This is a genomic window from Bacillus sp. FSL E2-8887, from assembly GCF_038007205.1.
Classification (GTDB): Bacteria; Bacillota; Bacilli; order Bacillales; family Bacillaceae_G; genus Bacillus_A; species Bacillus_A mycoides.
On the sequence record NZ_JBBOWS010000001.1, the window covers coordinates 3,542,868 to 3,560,351 of the forward strand.

17 protein-coding genes and 2 pseudogenes are annotated in these 17,484 nt (G+C 36.8%); 8 read left to right on the plus strand and 11 right to left on the minus strand.

The annotated features are described in order from the left end of the window. Nucleotides 1-92: 92 nt before the first annotated feature. The 3 genes from NSQ08_RS17950 (at nucleotide 93) to NSQ08_RS17960 (ending at nucleotide 3,850) form a co-directional block, all read left to right on the plus strand. Nucleotides 93-1,802: an Rqc2 family fibronectin-binding protein gene (locus NSQ08_RS17950; RefSeq protein ID WP_193651956.1), complete on the plus strand. Its 1,710-nt coding sequence runs from the start codon at nucleotides 93-95 to the stop codon at nucleotides 1,800-1,802. Between the two features lie 368 nt (nucleotides 1,803-2,170). Further along, nucleotides 2,171-3,241, plus strand: coding sequence for a M24 family metallopeptidase (locus NSQ08_RS17955; RefSeq protein WP_193651957.1), 1,071 nt, complete (start codon nucleotides 2,171-2,173; stop codon nucleotides 3,239-3,241). 84 nt (nucleotides 3,242-3,325) lie between these two features. Further along, entirely contained in the window at nucleotides 3,326-3,850 is a 525-nt protein-coding gene (locus tag NSQ08_RS17960) for a DinB family protein (protein WP_012261593.1), read from the plus strand. A gap of 32 nt (nucleotides 3,851-3,882) precedes the next feature. Here the strand turns inward: NSQ08_RS17960 and NSQ08_RS17965 are convergent, their stop codons facing one another. Beyond that, nucleotides 3,883-4,251 carry a YoqO family protein gene (locus NSQ08_RS17965; protein ID WP_012261594.1) on the minus strand — a complete coding sequence of 123 codons (369 nt, stop codon included), beginning with the start codon at nucleotides 4,249-4,251 and terminating at the stop codon, nucleotides 3,883-3,885. Between the two features lie 15 nt (nucleotides 4,252-4,266). Beyond that, entirely contained in the window at nucleotides 4,267-4,698 is a 432-nt protein-coding gene (locus tag NSQ08_RS17970) for a YoqO family protein (protein ID WP_193339753.1), read from the minus strand. Between the two features lie 100 nt (nucleotides 4,699-4,798). Between NSQ08_RS17970 and NSQ08_RS17975 the strand changes: the two genes are divergently transcribed. From NSQ08_RS17975 to NSQ08_RS17985, 3 genes are all read left to right on the plus strand, one after another. Beyond that, entirely contained in the window at nucleotides 4,799-5,191 is a 393-nt protein-coding gene (locus NSQ08_RS17975; protein ID WP_012261596.1) for a hypothetical protein, read from the plus strand. 329 nt (nucleotides 5,192-5,520) lie between these two features. Continuing rightward, the gene (locus tag NSQ08_RS17980; RefSeq protein ID WP_340777610.1) at nucleotides 5,521-6,492 is read left to right on the plus strand and encodes a WXG100 family type VII secretion target; all 972 of its coding nucleotides are present in this window, start codon (nucleotides 5,521-5,523) and stop codon (nucleotides 6,490-6,492) included. A gap of 5 nt (nucleotides 6,493-6,497) precedes the next feature. Continuing rightward, on the plus strand, nucleotides 6,498-6,983 hold the full coding sequence (locus NSQ08_RS17985; RefSeq protein ID WP_193651961.1) for a DUF2247 family protein: 486 nt from the start codon (nucleotides 6,498-6,500) through the stop codon (nucleotides 6,981-6,983). Between the two features lie 121 nt (nucleotides 6,984-7,104). Here the strand turns inward: NSQ08_RS17985 and NSQ08_RS17990 are convergent. Continuing rightward, a pseudogene (locus tag NSQ08_RS17990) lies at nucleotides 7,105-7,281 on the minus strand (phage holin family protein); the annotation flags it as partial. On the opposite strand from NSQ08_RS17990, the pseudogene NSQ08_RS17995 reads away from it, so the two are divergent. Continuing rightward, a pseudogene (locus tag NSQ08_RS17995) lies at nucleotides 7,265-7,372 on the plus strand (MFS transporter); the annotation flags it as partial. The pseudogenes NSQ08_RS17990 and NSQ08_RS17995 sit on opposite strands and share 17 nt — an antisense overlap. Nucleotides 7,373-7,536: 164 nt before the next feature. Next, on the plus strand, nucleotides 7,537-7,791 hold the full coding sequence (locus NSQ08_RS18000; RefSeq protein WP_087985066.1) for a YbeF family protein: 255 nt from the start codon (nucleotides 7,537-7,539) through the stop codon (nucleotides 7,789-7,791). Between the two features lie 115 nt (nucleotides 7,792-7,906). Here the strand turns inward: NSQ08_RS18000 and pyrE are convergent, their stop codons facing one another. From pyrE to pyrB, 8 genes are read right to left on the minus strand one after another with little or no spacing between them, the layout of a single operon-like run. Next, on the minus strand, nucleotides 7,907-8,539 hold the full coding sequence (gene pyrE / locus NSQ08_RS18005; RefSeq protein WP_000711457.1) for an orotate phosphoribosyltransferase: 633 nt from the start codon (nucleotides 8,537-8,539) through the stop codon (nucleotides 7,907-7,909). Further along, nucleotides 8,536-9,252, minus strand: a complete 717-nt coding sequence (gene pyrF / locus NSQ08_RS18010; RefSeq protein ID WP_097830931.1) for an orotidine-5'-phosphate decarboxylase — start codon at nucleotides 9,250-9,252, stop codon at nucleotides 8,536-8,538. The genes pyrE and pyrF overlap by 4 nt, the downstream gene beginning before the upstream one ends. Beyond that, complete coding sequence (pyrD, locus tag NSQ08_RS18015) at nucleotides 9,237-10,166, minus strand: dihydroorotate oxidase B catalytic subunit (RefSeq protein WP_340777631.1); 930 nt, start codon at nucleotides 10,164-10,166, stop codon at nucleotides 9,237-9,239. The genes pyrF and pyrD overlap by 16 nt, the downstream gene beginning before the upstream one ends. Continuing rightward, a complete protein-coding gene (gene pyrK, locus NSQ08_RS18020) occupies nucleotides 10,163-10,942 on the minus strand; it encodes a dihydroorotate oxidase B electron transfer subunit (RefSeq protein ID WP_000983346.1) in 780 nt (259 codons plus the stop codon). Before pyrK ends, pyrD begins: the two co-directional genes overlap by 4 nt. Continuing rightward, nucleotides 10,939-14,157, minus strand: coding sequence for a carbamoyl-phosphate synthase large subunit (gene carB / locus NSQ08_RS18025; RefSeq protein WP_340777634.1), 3,219 nt, complete (start codon nucleotides 14,155-14,157; stop codon nucleotides 10,939-10,941). Before carB ends, pyrK begins: the two co-directional genes overlap by 4 nt. Further along, nucleotides 14,142-15,239, minus strand: coding sequence for a carbamoyl phosphate synthase small subunit (locus NSQ08_RS18030; RefSeq protein ID WP_002121861.1), 1,098 nt, complete (start codon nucleotides 15,237-15,239; stop codon nucleotides 14,142-14,144). Before NSQ08_RS18030 ends, carB begins: the two co-directional genes overlap by 16 nt. Further along, the gene (pyrC, locus tag NSQ08_RS18035; RefSeq protein WP_033707133.1) at nucleotides 15,236-16,522 is read right to left on the minus strand and encodes a dihydroorotase; all 1,287 of its coding nucleotides are present in this window, start codon (nucleotides 16,520-16,522) and stop codon (nucleotides 15,236-15,238) included. Before pyrC ends, NSQ08_RS18030 begins: the two co-directional genes overlap by 4 nt. Next, entirely contained in the window at nucleotides 16,506-17,420 is a 915-nt protein-coding gene (gene pyrB / locus NSQ08_RS18040; RefSeq protein ID WP_340777639.1) for an aspartate carbamoyltransferase, read from the minus strand. The genes pyrC and pyrB overlap by 17 nt, the downstream gene beginning before the upstream one ends. Between the last annotated feature and the right edge of the window lie 64 nt (nucleotides 17,421-17,484).

Below are 17,484 nucleotides of genomic sequence, written 5' to 3' on the forward strand. Positions count from 1 at the left end.
TCCTGATTCCAGACATACTCTAATGAAAGCTTATTCAGCCTCGTCCAAAAAAATGCTATAATTAACTTTTAGTTAGAAAGGAGTGTTCATTCATGGCATTCGATGGATTATTTACAAGAGCAATTACACATGAAATTGCAAATTCTCTTTACACGGGAAGAATTTCCAAGATATATCAACCTTCAAAATACGAGATTTTATTACATATTCGCGCAAACGGAAAGAATCAAAAACTGATTCTCTCCGCTCATCCGACATATGCACGTTTACACTTAACAAACCAAAATTACGATTCACCTGCACTTCCACCAATGTTTTGTATGCTTCTCCGCAAGCATTTAGAAGGTGGTTTCATTGAAAAGATTGAACAAATTGATTTAGAGCGCATTATTCAAATTACAGTTCGCAGCAGAAATGAAATTGGTGATGAATCGCTTAAGACATTAGTAATTGAAATCATGGGACGACATAGTAACATCATTTTAGTAGACACAAAAACAAACAATATTTTAGATAGCTTAAAACACGTTTCTTTAGCAGTAAACCGACATCGAACTGTATACGCTGGAGCTGAATATATTGCACCACCAGCACAACATAAAATTAACCCGCTTCAGATTGAAACAGATGATGAATTTATTAGACCGCTAGACTTTCTATCTGGAAACATGGATAAACAGCTTGTCGGCACCTTTACGGGAATATCACCGTTATTCGCAAAAGAAGTAGTGAAAAAAGCAGGTATGGCAAATGAAAAAGCATTATCTGAAGCATTTTTCTCCATACAAAAGCCATTACTAACTCATACATATGCACCAACAATGAGTACTGTAAACGGGAAAGAATTCTTTTATCTTTTCCCTCTTACGCACTTGCAAGGAGAAGAAAAAACATTCTCATCAGTAAGCGAATTGTTAGATCGCTTCTTCTTCGGTAAAGCAGAGCGCGACCGTGTAAAACAACAAGCTCACGATTTAGAACGCTTTATGCAAAACGAAAAAAATAAAAATGAGAAAAAACTCATTAAACTAGAAAAAACATTACAAGATGCCGGGAAAGCAGATAAATATCAACTTTTTGGAGAGCTACTTACAGCCAATATGTATGCTTTGAAAAAAGGTGACAAAGATATTGAAGTCGTTAACTATTACGACGAAAATGGTGGAACTGTAAAAATCACATTAGATCCTTTAAAAACACCATCCGACAATGCACAACGCTATTTCCAAAAATATCAAAAAGCAAAAAATTCAGTTGTTGTAGTAGAAGAACAAATCGAAAAAACAAATGAAGAAATTCTTTATTTTGATAGCTTACTTCAACAAATGGAAGCTGCTTCTTCAAAAGACATCGAAGAAATTCGCGAGGAATTAGCCGAAGAAGGTTATATGCGCAATCGCAAAGCAAAAAATGCTAAGAAGAAACCAACTAAACCGGTATTGGACAAATATTTAGCTAGTGATGGAACAGAAATTTTCGTCGGCAAAAACAATAAACAAAATGATTATTTAACAACGAAATTTGCCCGTCGTGATGAAATTTGGTTACATACGAAAGACATACCTGGCTCTCATGTTGTCATTCGTTCTTTAGAACCTGCTGAAGAAACTTTACTAGAGGCTGCAAAAATCGCCGCTTATTTCAGTAAAGCAAAAGAGTCTAGCTCTGTACCTGTTGATTTCACGAAAATACGTCATGTCAAAAAACCGAGTGGCGCAAAACTTGGCTTTGTTACGTACGACAATCAGCAAACCGTATATGTAACACCGGATGCTGATACTGTAATGAAATTAAAAGCTTAAATATTAAAAAATGCGTTGCTTGCAAGCGACGCATTTTTTATACGGTTTCAATTCAGTTCATATATCCATTCACTCATTCATAACATCTTTCTTCCCTTCAATATTGTCAAAAAAATTGACAGTGTCATTTCACATCTGTATAAATTTTTTTACAGTATGTATATAAAGTGCACCTCCAATCAATATTTTTTCATCCCCCCACTGATTATTGAAGTAATCCTGATTTTATGAACAAACCGTCTCCCACAAATAACCGGCTAATTTTTTATCTCCCCTAAAATATATGTAGTTCCTACTATCTTTTCTTCAAATATACATTTTGGCACGCTATTTGCTTTATTCAATACTGTGAAAAGGGGGAAATTAACATGACTTTAAGAATTAATAAAATCCAAAATCAACTACAAAAATATGAAATTGACGGATTACTTATTACAAAAAAAGAAAATCGCCAATATGCAACAGGCTTTACAGGCAGCGCTGGCGTCGTCTTAATCTCTGTGGATAAAGCGGTTTTTATAACCGATTTTCGCTACGTAGATCAAGCGAAATCACAAATAAAAGACGCTGAAATTGTTATGCATAAAGGAAATTTAGAGAAAGAAGTTGCAAATCAAGTATCGAAATTAAACATTCAAAAACTTGGAATTGAAGAAAATAACATGACATTACAACAATATAAAAACTTACAAAAATACATACATGCGGAAATGGTGCAAGTGTGCGAAATCATCGAGGATATTCGTATTATTAAAGACACACCTGAAATAGAAACAATGAAAATTGCAGCTAATATTGCTGACGAAGCATTTCACCACATCCTTACATTTCTAAAACCAGGAATAAGTGAAACTGATGTCCGAGATGAATTAGAATTTTTCATGCGAAAAAAAGGGGCTACATCCTCATCATTTCAAATTATTGTAGCTTCTGGCGTTCGCTCTTCACTTCCCCATGGAGTTGCATCAAATAAAATAATCGAACGAGGCGACGTTGTTACATTAGATTTCGGTGCACTTTACGACGGATATTGTTCCGATATAACACGTACTGTAGCAATCGGGGAACCATCAGAAGAATTCAAAAAGATATACAACGTTGTACGAGAAGCATTAAAACGTGGAACTGAAGCAATTAAGCCTGGAGAAACTGCGAAAAGTATCGATGATATAACGAGAGATTACATTATAGAACATGGATACGGTCAATATTTTGGACACTCTACTGGTCATGGTCTTGGGTTAGAAATACATGAACCTCTTCGCCTATCCCAAGAAAGTAAGGCTACTTTAGAAGAAGGTATGGTTGTTACCGTTGAACCTGGTATTTACATTCCGAACTGGGGCGGTTGTAGAATTGAAGACGATATCGTCATTACAAAAGACGGATATGAAGTTATTACAAAAGCGAATCGGGAACTAATAGTTATTCCTTGTTAAAAATCATGTGCTTTTTAACAGGAGTTTTTCTTTACACATAGAATTCCTTCTCTGGAGTAATTGTTTAAAGAGGGGGAATTTTAATTGAACTTTGTAATCGATAAAATAGATGGTTTACAGCCTGAATTTTCAAAACTTGTTTCCATGATGAATTACGCTCGCTATACAACAATGCAGGCTGTCGAGGGCTTAACAATTGAAGAACTTGATTATTTATATGATGAGGAAGCAAATTCAATTGGCATGTTATTGTACCATATGGCTGCTATTGAATTTTACTACCAAATTCATACTTTTGAAGATCGTGAACCAACGGAGGCTGAATTAGAACGCTGGTTACCTGCTATTGAGTTAGGAAATCTTGGACGCAAGAAAATAAAAGGAAACCCGATAGAATTTTACATAAACACATTACAAGAAGTACGTTCCAAAACGATTGAAACTTTTCAATCGTTACCTGATGAATGGCTATTTAAAACGACAGACTTTTGGCATGACAAACCAGCAAATAACTACTTTAAATGGTTTCACGTATTTGAAGATGAAATCAATCATCGCGGACAAATTCGTTTAATTAAAAAGATGCAAAAAGCACATTCAGTAAAATGAGAAAATGCCACCGAATAAGGTGGCATTTTCTTTTATTCATTAACGAATAACTTTTCATTTACTTTTTTAGCGACTACCGCTACCGACATTAAAATGCATATTAAATATAGCAATTTTGCAATGAACAACCACCCTTGAAACATTACAATTCCATCTATTATCTCATTTCCTTTCAATAACAAAAACGGAATCGTGCTAATTATAATAACAAACTCGATACTGAAAACAATTTTCTTTTTTCGGCTATATGCTTTCCATTCATTCCAGCGATACATAGGAGCAAAAATCAATACTCCTATACTTAATATAACTGGTACCCATTCACTTTTAAGAAATTGCCCTGAAATAACTGATAATAGTAAACAAACGAGCACACCAAAATACCCTATTTTCTCTCTCATTCGTACTCCCCCATTCTACTTCTCCTTTAATATGTAACTTGCTATGCTTATAACAATTCTTAGAAAAATAACAACTACAAGTACAATATAAAGACCTTTTGCAGAAGACATCCATTCTTGAAAAATAGACATTTTCTCCATTTGTTTCTGCCCTTCTATTAAAAGAAACCCTACGAAAAATGAGCAAACAACAGTGATACCTATCATAATTCCGATACTTTTCTTACTATATTGTTTCATATCATCCCAGTTATATAAAAGTATAAATACAAACCCGAAAACAGGTATGATACTTATCCATTCATTGCTTGTAAACAGATTTAAAATGATTAATAGACTACAAGATATGATGAATCCCCAAAATCCAATTTTTTTGCGCATAAGCCCTCCTTTAATTCCATTTTTAGGATTAATTGCATTGTAACATCCATTTATTATTCTTACCATTACAGTACATGAAATTTCACTTTTTTCTTTTTCCTATACTCACATACCTTCACCGCTTTCATACAATGAACTACACGAATGCCTAAAGGATGTGAATGTTATGGGAGTTGAATTAACGCTTTTACATGCTCTCTATATTCTTTGTTTACTCACTATTATTACCTTTTTTATTCTTCGAAAAGATACGACAATTATTTGTATTGTTTTTATCTTTTTATTAGCATTAACCGCTACAAGTTCTCTCCCTCTTGCTATTAGCGGTATTTTTCAAAGTTTCATTTACGCCATTACTGAGCTATTACCAACACTTGGGATATCTTTGCTATTATTTTTGGTGTATTTTTTATTAAGGGAATTTGCATTTAAAACATATTTAGTAAAAAATGTTGCCACTGGGGAAACGTTCAGAGTAGATAAACAGGATTTCAAGCAATATAAAAGAGAATTTAAAGCGAAGGAAAAAGAAGTTAGAAAGATATCTGATCTACAGTAAAAGTGTAACTAGTACACAAAAAGTAGGTGTTTAAAATAAGGAGAGATTCTACCTTTATGAAAGTCATTCGTTCAATCTTCCACGCATTTCGTTTATTGAGTAAAATCTTTAAACCTATATTAAAAGCATTATCTAAAAGTAAATTTTAATTACATATAAATAAAAAAAGCCGCCCGACAGGACGGCTCTTCTTTCACATATACATAGGCTTTATTTACAATTAAGCAAATTTTATTTTATATAAATATTACTATACTAGTCTAAAATTTCTGTGTTTACATTTTTTTCTTTTTATCTCATAATTTTAATTGGGAAAAGGGAGGAAAGAAATGGTTCAAATCAAAGTGACACCTGAAATGCTAGAAGAAGTTGCTAATCGTGCAAGTAATACCAGAATCGCATTAGAATCTATACATAATAATTTATGTAATGAAATTGATCATTTGTGTTTTCAATGGATTGGTGCCTCTAATCAACAGTTCATTCAAATGTTCAATGAAGCGAGACCAAAAGCTTTTACATCTATCAATTCAATTATACAAGTGGAAGAAGATCTGAAACGAATTGCCGAAAAATTCCGCAATACAGATAATCAAGATGTTACAATGGAAGAAGGTGCAATGTGTGGTAAACCTTCTTCTGAAGAGAATGGCTTTGATGGTAAAAAATTAGCTAGAGATATTGCTGGTGAAATAAGTGGTGAATATGATGTTCGTCGTGTTTGGGATGGTATTGATCCATCTACTGGCGAAAAACTTTCGGGGTGGGAGCGTGCTGGGGCAGGTGTCATGGCTGTAGCCGGCCTTACACCCTTTGGAAAGATAGCTAAAGTAGGAAAAGGAGTTAAAATGACTGCTAAGGCTACTGAGGCTGCAAATACAGCTAAAAAAGTCACTGCTGGGACAAACAGCGGAGCTAATCTTAGAGTAATTGAAGAACTTAAAGGACCTGTTATAGATGGAAAACGAGTTGGAAGTGGAAAAAAGGTTGATAATGTAAAACCAGTTTGGGGAAGAGATGAAAAAGGGAAACCTTTTATAGAAAAAGAGTTCCCTCATGTATCAAAGGAACATGGTTTTTCTGATGTTATTGATAATTATTCAAGATTTGCGGAGGAGTTTCCACTAGTAGGAGGGGACCGTATTAAAAGGGAATTATATCAAATAACAGGAAGTAACAATGGTAATAAAGGTGTTTTTGAATGGATTGTTGAGCCCAATGGTGATGTGAGCCACAGGAGATTCATTGAAAATGGTGTTATGACGGGTAAGCCAAATCAAATTCCAAAAAGTAAGAGGTAAATAATATGAACTTAAAAGATTTAAAAAATAAACATATTAAGTATGACTGGAAAACTATTTTTATAGGCATCCAAGAAAATTATTTTAATAAAGACGTCATTTCCGATTATGCGGTAGAATTGATGGATATTGGTGATGAAAGTGAGTTTGTTAGTGAACTTGCATGGGGAGTATCTAGTGAAGATTTAGATAAGGTGATGTTAGAAATAAAAACTAATTATTTTCCTCAATTAGATGAAGAAAGCACAATGTTAGTAGAGGAGAATAGAAAACTAAGATTTGTTTGTTTATCTGAAATAAAAGAAAGATGTAAAGAAGATAATGAATTATTAAATGAAATTGCAGAGTTTTATGGAAATCATCACTACCCAGAAGATATGGTGAGTTTTGTTAATTATATGCCTCAAGAAGTCCCAACTACGAAAGAAGATCTGATAAATAGGTTTGAAAAATTTTTAAACTTAGAGAGATCGAGATTTAAATATGAATAAGGAAACATTAGGAGAATCAATAAGAAAAAAGCCGCCCAACAGGACGGCTCTTCTTTATTTCACATATACATAGGCTTTATTTACAATTAAGTAGATTTTATTTTACACAAATATCATTATACTAATCTAAAATTTCAAATGCATTCGTTAATGCTGAAGGTAAAGGGATTCCCATACGACCAGCATTTTCTAACAGTGATAGCAACTCATTTCCAATAAATAAAAAGATTGTTGCCTCACGAATAGCGCTATTTGTTCCCATAACCACATCAGCTTGTGAAGCCGCTGCTATTTGTAAAGTAGATCCATTTGAACTCGCACGCCGAAATTTTTTGCCAGTTATTATCGGCTTAATCGTCACCACTATCGTTGTGATGTTTATCCTGTAACGTAAGCAAGATAATACTTGCTTACGCCTTTTTAGGTTAAATATTGAAATATACTAACCTTCAAAAGGGTTTATTTATTACATAGCGAAATTATATTATGAGAGTAATTATTTCAAAACGTTTACGAGCAACAGATTACTTCAATTAGAAAAGGGGACATAACTATGAATGAATTGATTTTCGTCTTATTAATTTGTCCATTACTTATCTTTATCGTTTCTGTTATTGGAACGCGCAAGACGAAAACGTATTACGTAATGCCGATTGTAACGTTTGCTAGTTTTTTAATAATAGGTGTTATCGCCTTTACTCCAAAATTTTTCTTTTGGGTTGGCATGTATAGCATCTTCTCATTTATTGTTTCTTATATGACTCTATTGTTTGTAAGAGGATATGAAGTTGTAGAAAACGCTAAATAGTTATTAGCGAGGAGATTGTAATATGATTTTCTTTGATGTCGATGGAACCTTACATAAAATTTCAACAATTATATAAAAAGACGACCGCGTTCCCCCGCGGTCGTCTTTTTTCATGTTACGCTGTGATCCAAGCTTCATTAGCTGGATTTTTACGCCACTCTTGTAATTTTTTCGTTTCAGCTTGTCCAATCATACCTTTTTCTGCTGCAACTTCAGTTAATGCACTGTAATCACTTAAAGAATATGACGCTACGTTAGCTGCTTCTAATTTTTCTTTTCCTGACTCTAGCTCGTATGTGAAGATTGATACGATTCCTAATACTTCACAGCCAGCTTCGCGAAGTGCTTCTACACATGTAATTGCACTACCGCCAGTTGAAATTAAGTCTTCTACCACTACTACTTTTTGACCCTTTTCAGCTTTTCCTTCGATTTGGTTCCCTTTGCCGTGACCTTTTGCCTTACTACGTACGTAGCACATCGGTAAATCCATACGATCGCTTACCCATGCAGCGTGCGCAATACCAGCAGTTGCTGTTCCTGCAATAACTTCTACAGTTGGGAAGTGCTCTTTAATTAACTCTTCTAATCCAGCTGCAATCGCTTGGCGTACTTTTGGATAAGATAAAGTTAAACGATTATCACAATAAATTGGTGATTTCATACCAGAAGACCAGGTAAATGGATCATTCGGTTGTAAAAATACTGCTCCAATTTCTAATAAATGCGATGCGATTTCTTTTTTCATACTGTTACACCTTCCCACTGTTGTTTTACTGTTTTATACGCTTCAAGCGGATTTTCTGCTTTTGTAATACTACGTCCAACTACGATGTAGCTTGAACCAAGTTCCCTCGCACGTTTCGGTGTTGCTACGCGCACTTGGTCATTTACATCATCGCTTGCAAGACGAATCCCCGGTGTTACTGTTACAAATTCATTTCCGCATACTTCACGTAATTTTGGAACTTCAAGTGTTGAACAAACAACTCCATCAAGTCCACTTTCTTTCGTTAATTTTGCATAATGAGCAACCGCTTCTTCTAACGTTTTCTCAATGCCGATCTCTTTTTTCATCATAGCTTCCGAAGTGCTTGTTAGTTGTGTAACTGCAATACAAATCGGTCTCTCTTTTCCTTCTTGCTTACCTTCCTCTAATCCCTCAATCGCAGCTTTCATCATACTGCTTCCCCCAGCAGCATGAACATTTACCATATCAACTTCTAGACTAGCTAGGCTACGCATAGCGCTTTTTACTGTATTCGGAATATCATGAAGTTTTAAATCTAGGAAGATCTTATGCCCTTTTTCTTTTAAGTACGTAATAATCGCAGGGCCTTCTTTGTAAAATAACTCCATACCAACTTTGACAAATAATTCTTCCCCTTCAAAGTGGTGTAAGAATTGTTCTACATCTTGTTTCCCTGGAAAATCTAGTGCAACAATTAACGACTGTGACATGTTTGCTTCCAGCTCCTTCCTTGACACTCCGAAATGTGATCAAATCCTAATTCATCTAGTAATGCTGGTAACTCCTCAATAATTGTCGGACATACGAACGGGTCTATGAAGTTCGCTGTACCTACTGCAACCGCGCTTGCGCCAGCATAGAAGAATTCAATTACATCTTCCGCAGTTTCAATACCACCCATTCCGATAATCGGAATGTTAACCGCTTGACTTACTTCATGTACCATACGAATTGCTACTGGCTTAATCGCTGGCCCTGATAGTCCGCCCGTACGGTTTGCTAAAATTGGTTTTGCAGTTTTTAAATCTAGACGCATACCAAGCAATGTATTAATCATCGTTAAACCGTCCGCACCCGCATTTTCAATTGCTTTTGCAATCTCCACAATATTTGCCACGTTCGGTGACAATTTCACATATACCGGCACTTCAGAAACCTCTTTTACTCGCTTCGTTAAATCAGCAGCAATTTCAGGATTGGTACCAAAAGCGATACCACCCGTTTTTACGTTTGGACAAGAAATATTTAATTCTAGCGCATGAACATTAGGTGCCTTTGAAATTCCCTTCGCAACTGCTACATAATCCTCAGCTTGTGAGCCAGCAACATTTGCAATAATCGGAAGATCAAATTGCTCGAGAAAAGGTAATTCAGAATTCATTACCTTTTCTAATCCAGGATTTTGAAGCCCGATTGCATTTAGCATTCCGCCTGGTGTTTCAGCAACACGAGGCGTCGGATTTCCATAGCGTGGTTGTTCTGTCGTCGCTTTAATCATAATTGATCCAAGTACACTTAAATCATAGAACTGTGCATACTCACGACCAAATCCGAAACAACCAGATGCTGGGATGATTGGATTTTTTAACGATAACCCTGGTAATTCAACTTGCAATCTGTTCATAGTACAACCTCCCCGATTGGAAATACTGGTCCGTCGCTACACACCTTCTTGTAAGAATGTCCACTCGGATCTGCTTGCAGATGGCATACACATGCGAAACATGCTCCAATGCCACAGCCCATACGCTCTTCTAATGAAATGTAGGCTTTTCTCTCTTTATAGCGTCCTTCTAATGCACGAAGCATCGCTAAAGGTCCACATGAGTATAGAATGTCAAAGTCAATTCCATAGCTATCAATTACATCTGTTACAAAGCCTTCTGTACCATGCGTACCATCAACTGTTGCAACATACGTATCACCAAGCTCTGCGAATTTCTCTTCATAGAAGACAACATCTTTCGTTTGGAAACCTAAGATGTGAATAACGCGTACTCCCTTTGCTACAAGACGCTGTGACAATTCATATAGTGGTGGTACACCAATTCCCCCTCCAACTAATAGAGCCGTTTGTCCAGCTTCCGCTTCTTCTACAGGAAAACCATGTCCAAGTGGTCCTAACACATCTACAAGTTCGCCTTGTTTTCTTTTCGCTAATGTTTTTGTTCCTTGTCCTTCCGCACGATATAGCATTGTAAATTCGTTCTTGTCTTGATCGACATTACAAATACTAATTGGGCGGCGCAGAAGGGGCGTAATGCCCTCTGCTACCTTAATGTGTACAAACTGCCCTGGATCGTTCATTTGCTGCACAAGATCCCCTTGAAGCACTAATTCGTAAATGTTTTTTGCGATTTCTTTTTGGTTAACGACGATCATATTTTGCTTTTGCATCATGCATGTACCACCTCGTGACGCTTCGTTTGCGTAATTTCTTTCATTGAATGAGCTGAGAATGTCATAGATTCTAATACTCGTAAGATTGCTCTCGTTGTATCAAGTGATGTTAAGCAAGCCACACCATTTTCTACTGATTCACGGCGAATGCGGAAACCATCACGCGCTGGTTGTTTGCCTTTTGTTAATGTATTGATTACAAACTGTGCTTTTCCTTGACGAATAATATCTAGTAAGTTGTAGTCTTCAGAATCAATTTTGTTTACAACTTGTACTGGAATGTTTTGCTCTGCTAATGTTTGTGCTGTTCCAGCTGTTGCTAATAAGTTATAACCGATTTCGTGGAAACGTTTTGCAATTTCCATCGCCTCTTCTTTATCTTTATCCGCTACAGTGATGATTACTGATCCGTGCGTTGGGATGTTAATTCCAGAAGCAACTAACCCTTTGTATAAGGCTTTTTCAAGTGTTAAGTCTTTCCCCATTACTTCCCCTGTTGACTTCATTTCAGGTCCTAATGTTGTATCAACTGATCGTAGTTTCGCAAATGAGAATACCGGTGCTTTTACATACACTTCCTTCTCTTCTGGGTGATAGCCAGTTCCATATCCTTGTTCTACAAGGTTTTGACCTAAAATAACTTTCGTTGCGATATTTGCCATCGGTACGCCTGTAATTTTACTTAAGAATGGTACTGTACGGCTCGCACGTGGATTTACTTCAATTACATACACTTCATCTTTGAATACTACAAACTGAATGTTTAGTAATCCAACAATGTTTAAACCTTTTCCAAGCCCAATTGTATGTTCAATAATTTGTTCTTTTAGTTTTTCAGATAAGCTCTGTGGTGGATATACTCCAATTGAATCCCCAGAGTGAACTCCAGCGCGTTCGATATGTTCCATAATACCTGGAATGAATACATTCTCACCGTCTGAAATTGCATCTACTTCAATTTCTTTACCAACCATATAACGGTCGATTAATACTGGGTGATCTGCGTGAACTTTAACCGCATTTTTCATGTAGTGCAGTAATTCTTCTTGACGATATACGATTTCCATCGCACGTCCACCTAGTACGTAAGATGGTCTTACTAATACTGGGTAACCAATTTTGTCAGCGATCGCTACTGCTTGCTCTACAGTCGTTGCTGTTTTACCAACTGGTTGCGGGATACCAAGCTTTGTTAAAGCTGCTTCAAACTTATCACGATCTTCTGCACGGTCTAAATCTTCAAGTGATGTTCCTAAGATTTTCACACCATGTGCTTCTAATTTAGCCGCTAAGTTAATTGCCGTTTGTCCGCCGAATTGGACGATAACACCTTCTGGCTTTTCTAAATCGATAATGTGCATTACATCTTCGATTGTTAATGGTTCAAAGTATAATTTGTCAGAAATACTGAAGTCTGTTGAAACTGTTTCTGGGTTGTTATTAACAATGATTGCCTCATATCCAGCTTCTTTTATTGCCCATACAGAGTGAACTGTTGCATAATCAAACTCAACACCTTGACCAATACGGATTGGACCAGATCCTAGTACAACTACACTCTTACGATCTGTTACAATCGATTCATTCTCGTCACCATATGTGCTGTAGTAGTATGGTGTTGCAGATTCAAACTCTGCCGCACAAGTATCTACCATCTTATAAACAGGAGTCATATTGCTTTCTTTACGCATATCGTAAATTTCACGCTCTGTTTTGTTCCAAGCATTGGCGATGTAATGGTCACTGAAGCCCATTTCTTTCGCAGATTGTAACACTTCCATATTTCCTACATTCGCTTTTACTTCGCGTTCCATGTTTACGATATTTTCAACTTTTTGTAAGAAGAAGAAGTCCATTTCACACCATTCGTTGATTTCTTCTTTCGTTACACCTTGACGGATTGCTTCTGCTACAACGAACAGACGCTCGTCATCAGCTTTTATAATACGCTTTTTCATCGTTTCTTTATCAAGCTCTTTTAAGTGGTCTAACTCTAGGTGATAAACGCCAAGCTCTAAAGAACGAATCGCTTTTAATAATGATTGTTCTAAGTTACGTCCGATTGACATAACTTCACCAGTTGCCTTCATTTGTGTACCAAGTGTTCTGTTTGCTGATTCAAACTTATCAAATGGCCAACGTGGAATTTTTGAAACAACATAGTCTAATGCTGGCTCGAAGCAAGCGTATGTTTTTTGTGTTACTGGGTTTATAATTTCATCTAATGTTAAACCGACTGCAATTTTCGCCGCTAGCTTCGCAATTGGATATCCAGTTGCTTTAGATGCTAGTGCAGACGAACGACTCACACGCGGGTTTACTTCGATTACATAGTATTGGAAGCTATGTGGATCAAGTGCAAGCTGAACGTTACATCCACCTTCAATTCCTAATGCACGAATAATTCTTAATGAAGTGTTTCGTAACATTTGATACTCACGGTCACTTAATGTTTGGCTCGGTGCTACAACGATAGAATCACCTGTGTGAACCCCAACCGGATCGATATTTTCCATGTTACATACTACAATCGCGTTATCATTCGAATCACGCATTACTTCATATTCAATTTCCTTACAACCGGCAATACTCTTTTCTAATAAACATTGTGTTACTGGACTATGTTTTAATCCACCTGATACGATTTCAATTAGTTCTTCTTCATTATTACAGATTCCGCCACCTGTTCCCCCCATTGTAAATGCTGGGCGAACAATAACTGGATAACCAATTTCTTTTACAAATTCATGTGCTTCTTCCAGCGTATGAATAATCGTGCTAGATGGAATTGGTTCATTTAATTCCTGCATTAATGTACGGAATAAATCACGATCCTCGGCTTGCTCGATTGCTGATAATTTTGTTCCTAAAATTTCAACTCCGCACTCTTCAAGTATGCCTGATTTCGCAAGTTCAACAGCCATGTTTAGGCCTGTTTGACCACCTAATGTTGGTAGGAGTGCATCTGGACGTTCTTTACGAATGATACGGCTTACGAATTCTAATGTTAATGGTTCTATATATACTTTATCTGCTGTTGCAGTATCTGTCATAATTGTTGCTGGGTTAGAGTTAACAAGGATTACTTTGTAACCTTCTTCTCTAAGAGATTGACAAGCTTGTGTACCAGAGTAATCAAACTCTGCTGCTTGCCCAATTACAATTGGTCCTGATCCGATTACTAAAATTGTGTTAATGTCTAGGCGTTTTGGCATAACTCTTCCCCTTCTTTCTTGAAGTTTTCAATCATTGCTAAGAAATCTTCGAATAAATCATTTGCATCTTCTGGACCTGCAGAAGCTTCTGGATGGTATTGCACTGTAAATGCCGGGAACTTCGTATGACGAAGACCTTCTACTGTTCCATCATTTAAAGCAACATGTGTAATTTCCAGTTCTGTATTTCCAACTGATTCTTCTTCTACTGCGTAACCATGGTTTTGAGATGTAATTGCTACTTTTCCAGTTGCAAGATTTTTTACTGGATGATTTAAACCACGGTGACCGAATTTTAACTTACTTGTATTCGCACCAGATGCCAGGGCGAACAATTGATGTCCTAGGCAAATCCCGAATAAAGGAACTTTACCAATAATGTCTTTTAACATTTCAATTGCTTCTGGTACATCTTTTGGGTCCCCAGGTCCATTACTTAACATAATTCCATCTGGACTAAGGCGTAGAATTTCTTCTGCTGTTGTATTGTAAGGTACAACAATTACATCGCAATCACGCTTATTTAATTCTCGTAAAATACCATGTTTCATTCCGAAGTCTACAAGTACAACTCGGTGTCCACGGCCTGGACTTGGATATGGATCTTTTGTTGATACGCGTTTCACATGATCTGTAAAGACAGTTGCTTTCAATTGGCTAACGATGTCCTCTACATCCACATCCATATTGCAAAGACGTCCGCGTAAAGTTCCATATTGACGAATTTTTCTTGTTAATTTTCTCGTATCAATTCCTGCTAATCCTGGGATATTTCTTTCTTTCAAGTAATCATTTAGCGAAATTTCATTACGGAAGTTTGATGGGTGATCACAAATTTCGTTTACGATTAAACCATTTACAGATGGGTGAATTGATTCAAAATCATCACGGTTAATGCCGTAGTTTCCGATTAATGGATACGTAAATGTTACGATTTGACCGCAGTATGATGGATCAGATAAAGTTTCTTGATATCCAGTCATCCCAGTTGTAAATACAACCTCACCTGACTTTTCTATTTCTCCTCCGAAACCTTTTCCAATTAATACTGTTCCATCTTCTAAGATAAGTTGTCTTTTCATACTAATGCACTCTCCTTTTGCCATGCGATCTTACCACCAACGATTGTCATAACCGGCCAACCTTGGCATTTCCAACCTGCGAATGGTGTGTTTTTTCCTTTTGATAAGAATGTTGTTGGATCAATTTCTTCTTCTTGTTCTAAATCGATAATTGTAATATCAGCTGTTCTACCTTCTGTTAGGCGCCCTGCTTCTAAACCGAATGTGTCAGCTGGTTTTTCTGTTAAGAATTGAATCAGTTGCTCTAATGTAATGATTCCTTTTTTCACAAGGTTTGTATATAAAAGCGGGAATGCTGTTTCAAAACCAGTAATTCCGAACGGTGCTCTTTCAATCCCTTGCGCTTTCTCTTCTGCAGTATGCGGTGCATGGTCAGTTGCGATCATATCAATTGTTCCATCTAATAGTCCTTCAATTAACGCTGCATGATCTTCTTTTCCTCGAAGTGGTGGATTCATTTTAAAGTTAGGATCAGCCGATGGGATATCATCTTCACATAATACTAAGTGATGCGGTGTTACTTCTGCTGTCACCTTAATTCCAGCACGTTTCGCGTCACGGATTACACGTACAGATCCTTTTGTACTTACGTGACATACGTGGTAGTGACAATTTGCAGCTTCCGCAAGTAAGATGTCCCGGGCAATATGTACGGATTCACATACTGATGGGATACCGTTTAATCCGTGTTTCTCAGAAAACTTCCCTTCATGTACACATCCTTTATTAATAAGTGTGTTCTCTTCACAGTGTGCAACAACTGCCATATTTAATTTCGATGCACGCTTCATTGCAGCTAACATCATACTTGCATCTTGCACGCCTACGCCATCATCAGTGAAAGCAAACGCTCCAAGTTCTTTTAACGTTTCAAAATCGGTCATTTCAGAACCTGCTTGACGTACTGTAATTGCTCCATATGGTAATACATTTACATGTGCTTTTTCTTTAATACGCTTTTGCAGGTCTTCCATATGTTCTTTACAATCTGGTACTGGGCGTGTGTTTGGCATTGCGCAAATTGTAGTAAATCCACCTTTTGCTGCTGCAAGTGTTCCTGTTTCAATTGTTTCTTTATGTTCACCACCTGGTTCACGAAGATGAACGTGTACGTCTACTAATCCAGGTGCGATTAACTTTCCATTTACATCGATTACTTCAGCATTATCTGCCGTAATATTTTCTGCTACCTTCGCAATTTTACCGTCTTGTACGAGAAGATCTGTTGCTACAATTGTTCCTTCTTCATTCATATAACGACCATTTTTAAACAAATAATTCATGTTTCATTCCTCCTAATACATTTGGTAATGCGCGTTTTAGTACAGCCATTCTTACGTAGACCCCGTTTTCCATTTGCTTGAATATGCGTGAGCGTTCACACTCGACAAGTTCACTCGCAATTTCAAAATCACGGTTTACAGGGGCTGGATGCATAATAATGCTTCCTTCTTTCATACGTTTTTCTCTTTCAACTGTTAACCCATGTTGCTCGTGATACTCTTTCATAATGTCTGTTTCATAATGGTCATGACGCTCATGTTGTACACGAAGTAACATCATCACATCCACTTCTGGAACAAGTTCATCTAAACTCTTGTACGTTCCAAATGTGTTCTCTTCATCTTTCCACTCTTCTGGGCTTGCAAAGTAAATTGTCGCGCCCAGTTTCGTTAATGCTTCTGCATTAGAACGTGCTACTCGGCTATGACGAACATCCCCAACTATTGCAATCTTCAAACCTTCAAATCTTCCAAACTCTTGTTTAATTGTTAGAAGATCGAGTAGACATTGCGTTGGATGATTTCCACATCCATCTCCAGCGTTCAAGATTGGGATATTCACCTGATCTTTTAATTCATCGAAGTAACGATCTTGCTCATGGCGGATGACTACCGCTTTTGTTCCGATTGATTCTAGTGTTCTTATCGTATCGTATAAAGTTTCTCCTTTTTGTACGCTAGATGCATCTGCGGAAAAGTCTAATACTTCAAGTCCTAATCTCTTCTCAGCAACTTCAAAGCTAAATCTCGTCCTCGTACTATTCTCAAAGAACAAGTTCGCAACAAATGTTTGCTCTGTCGTTTTTCTCTCTTTTCCATTCGCGAAATCTTCTGCGTCTTTTAGGATTTCTGAAATTTCTTGTTCCGATAATTCACTCATCGTTAACAAATGGCTCATCGTCATCCCTCATCTTTCTGTTTTTTATGATAACACCATTGAATTTATATAACAATAACTGTAT

Bases quoted from the DNA above. Each gene is read 5' to 3' on its own strand.
- NSQ08_RS17975 (WP_012261596.1), top strand. From the start codon at position 4,799: ATGGGAGTTGAATTAACGCTTTTACATGCTCTCTATATTCTTTGTTTA.
- pyrC (WP_033707133.1), bottom strand. From the start codon at position 16,522: ATGAATTATTTGTTTAAAAATGGTCGTTATATGAATGAAGAAGGAACA.
- NSQ08_RS17950 (WP_193651956.1), top strand. From the start codon at position 93: ATGGCATTCGATGGATTATTTACAAGAGCAATTACACATGAAATTGCA.
- NSQ08_RS17985 (WP_193651961.1), top strand. From the start codon at position 6,498: ATGAACTTAAAAGATTTAAAAAATAAACATATTAAGTATGACTGGAAA.
- NSQ08_RS17965 (WP_012261594.1), bottom strand. From the start codon at position 4,251: ATGAGAGAGAAAATAGGGTATTTTGGTGTGCTCGTTTGTTTACTATTA.
- pyrK (WP_000983346.1), bottom strand. From the start codon at position 10,942: ATGATGCAAAAGCAAAATATGATCGTCGTTAACCAAAAAGAAATCGCA.
- NSQ08_RS17970 (WP_193339753.1), bottom strand. From the start codon at position 4,698: ATGGTAAGAATAATAAATGGATGTTACAATGCAATTAATCCTAAAAAT.
- pyrD (WP_340777631.1), bottom strand. From the start codon at position 10,166: ATGAACAGATTGCAAGTTGAATTACCAGGGTTATCGTTAAAAAATCCA.
- pyrE (WP_000711457.1), bottom strand. From the start codon at position 8,539: ATGAAAAAAGAAATCGCATCGCATTTATTAGAAATTGGAGCAGTATTT.
- pyrB (WP_340777639.1), bottom strand. From the start codon at position 17,420: ATGAGCCATTTGTTAACGATGAGTGAATTATCGGAACAAGAAATTTCA.
- carB (WP_340777634.1), bottom strand. From the start codon at position 14,157: ATGCCAAAACGCCTAGACATTAACACAATTTTAGTAATCGGATCAGGA.
- pyrF (WP_097830931.1), bottom strand. From the start codon at position 9,252: ATGTCACAGTCGTTAATTGTTGCACTAGATTTTCCAGGGAAACAAGAT.
- NSQ08_RS18000 (WP_087985066.1), top strand. From the start codon at position 7,537: ATGAATGAATTGATTTTCGTCTTATTAATTTGTCCATTACTTATCTTT.
- NSQ08_RS17955 (WP_193651957.1), top strand. From the start codon at position 2,171: ATGACTTTAAGAATTAATAAAATCCAAAATCAACTACAAAAATATGAA.
- NSQ08_RS18030 (WP_002121861.1), bottom strand. From the start codon at position 15,239: ATGAAAAGACAACTTATCTTAGAAGATGGAACAGTATTAATTGGAAAA.
- NSQ08_RS17980 (WP_340777610.1), top strand. From the start codon at position 5,521: ATGGTTCAAATCAAAGTGACACCTGAAATGCTAGAAGAAGTTGCTAAT.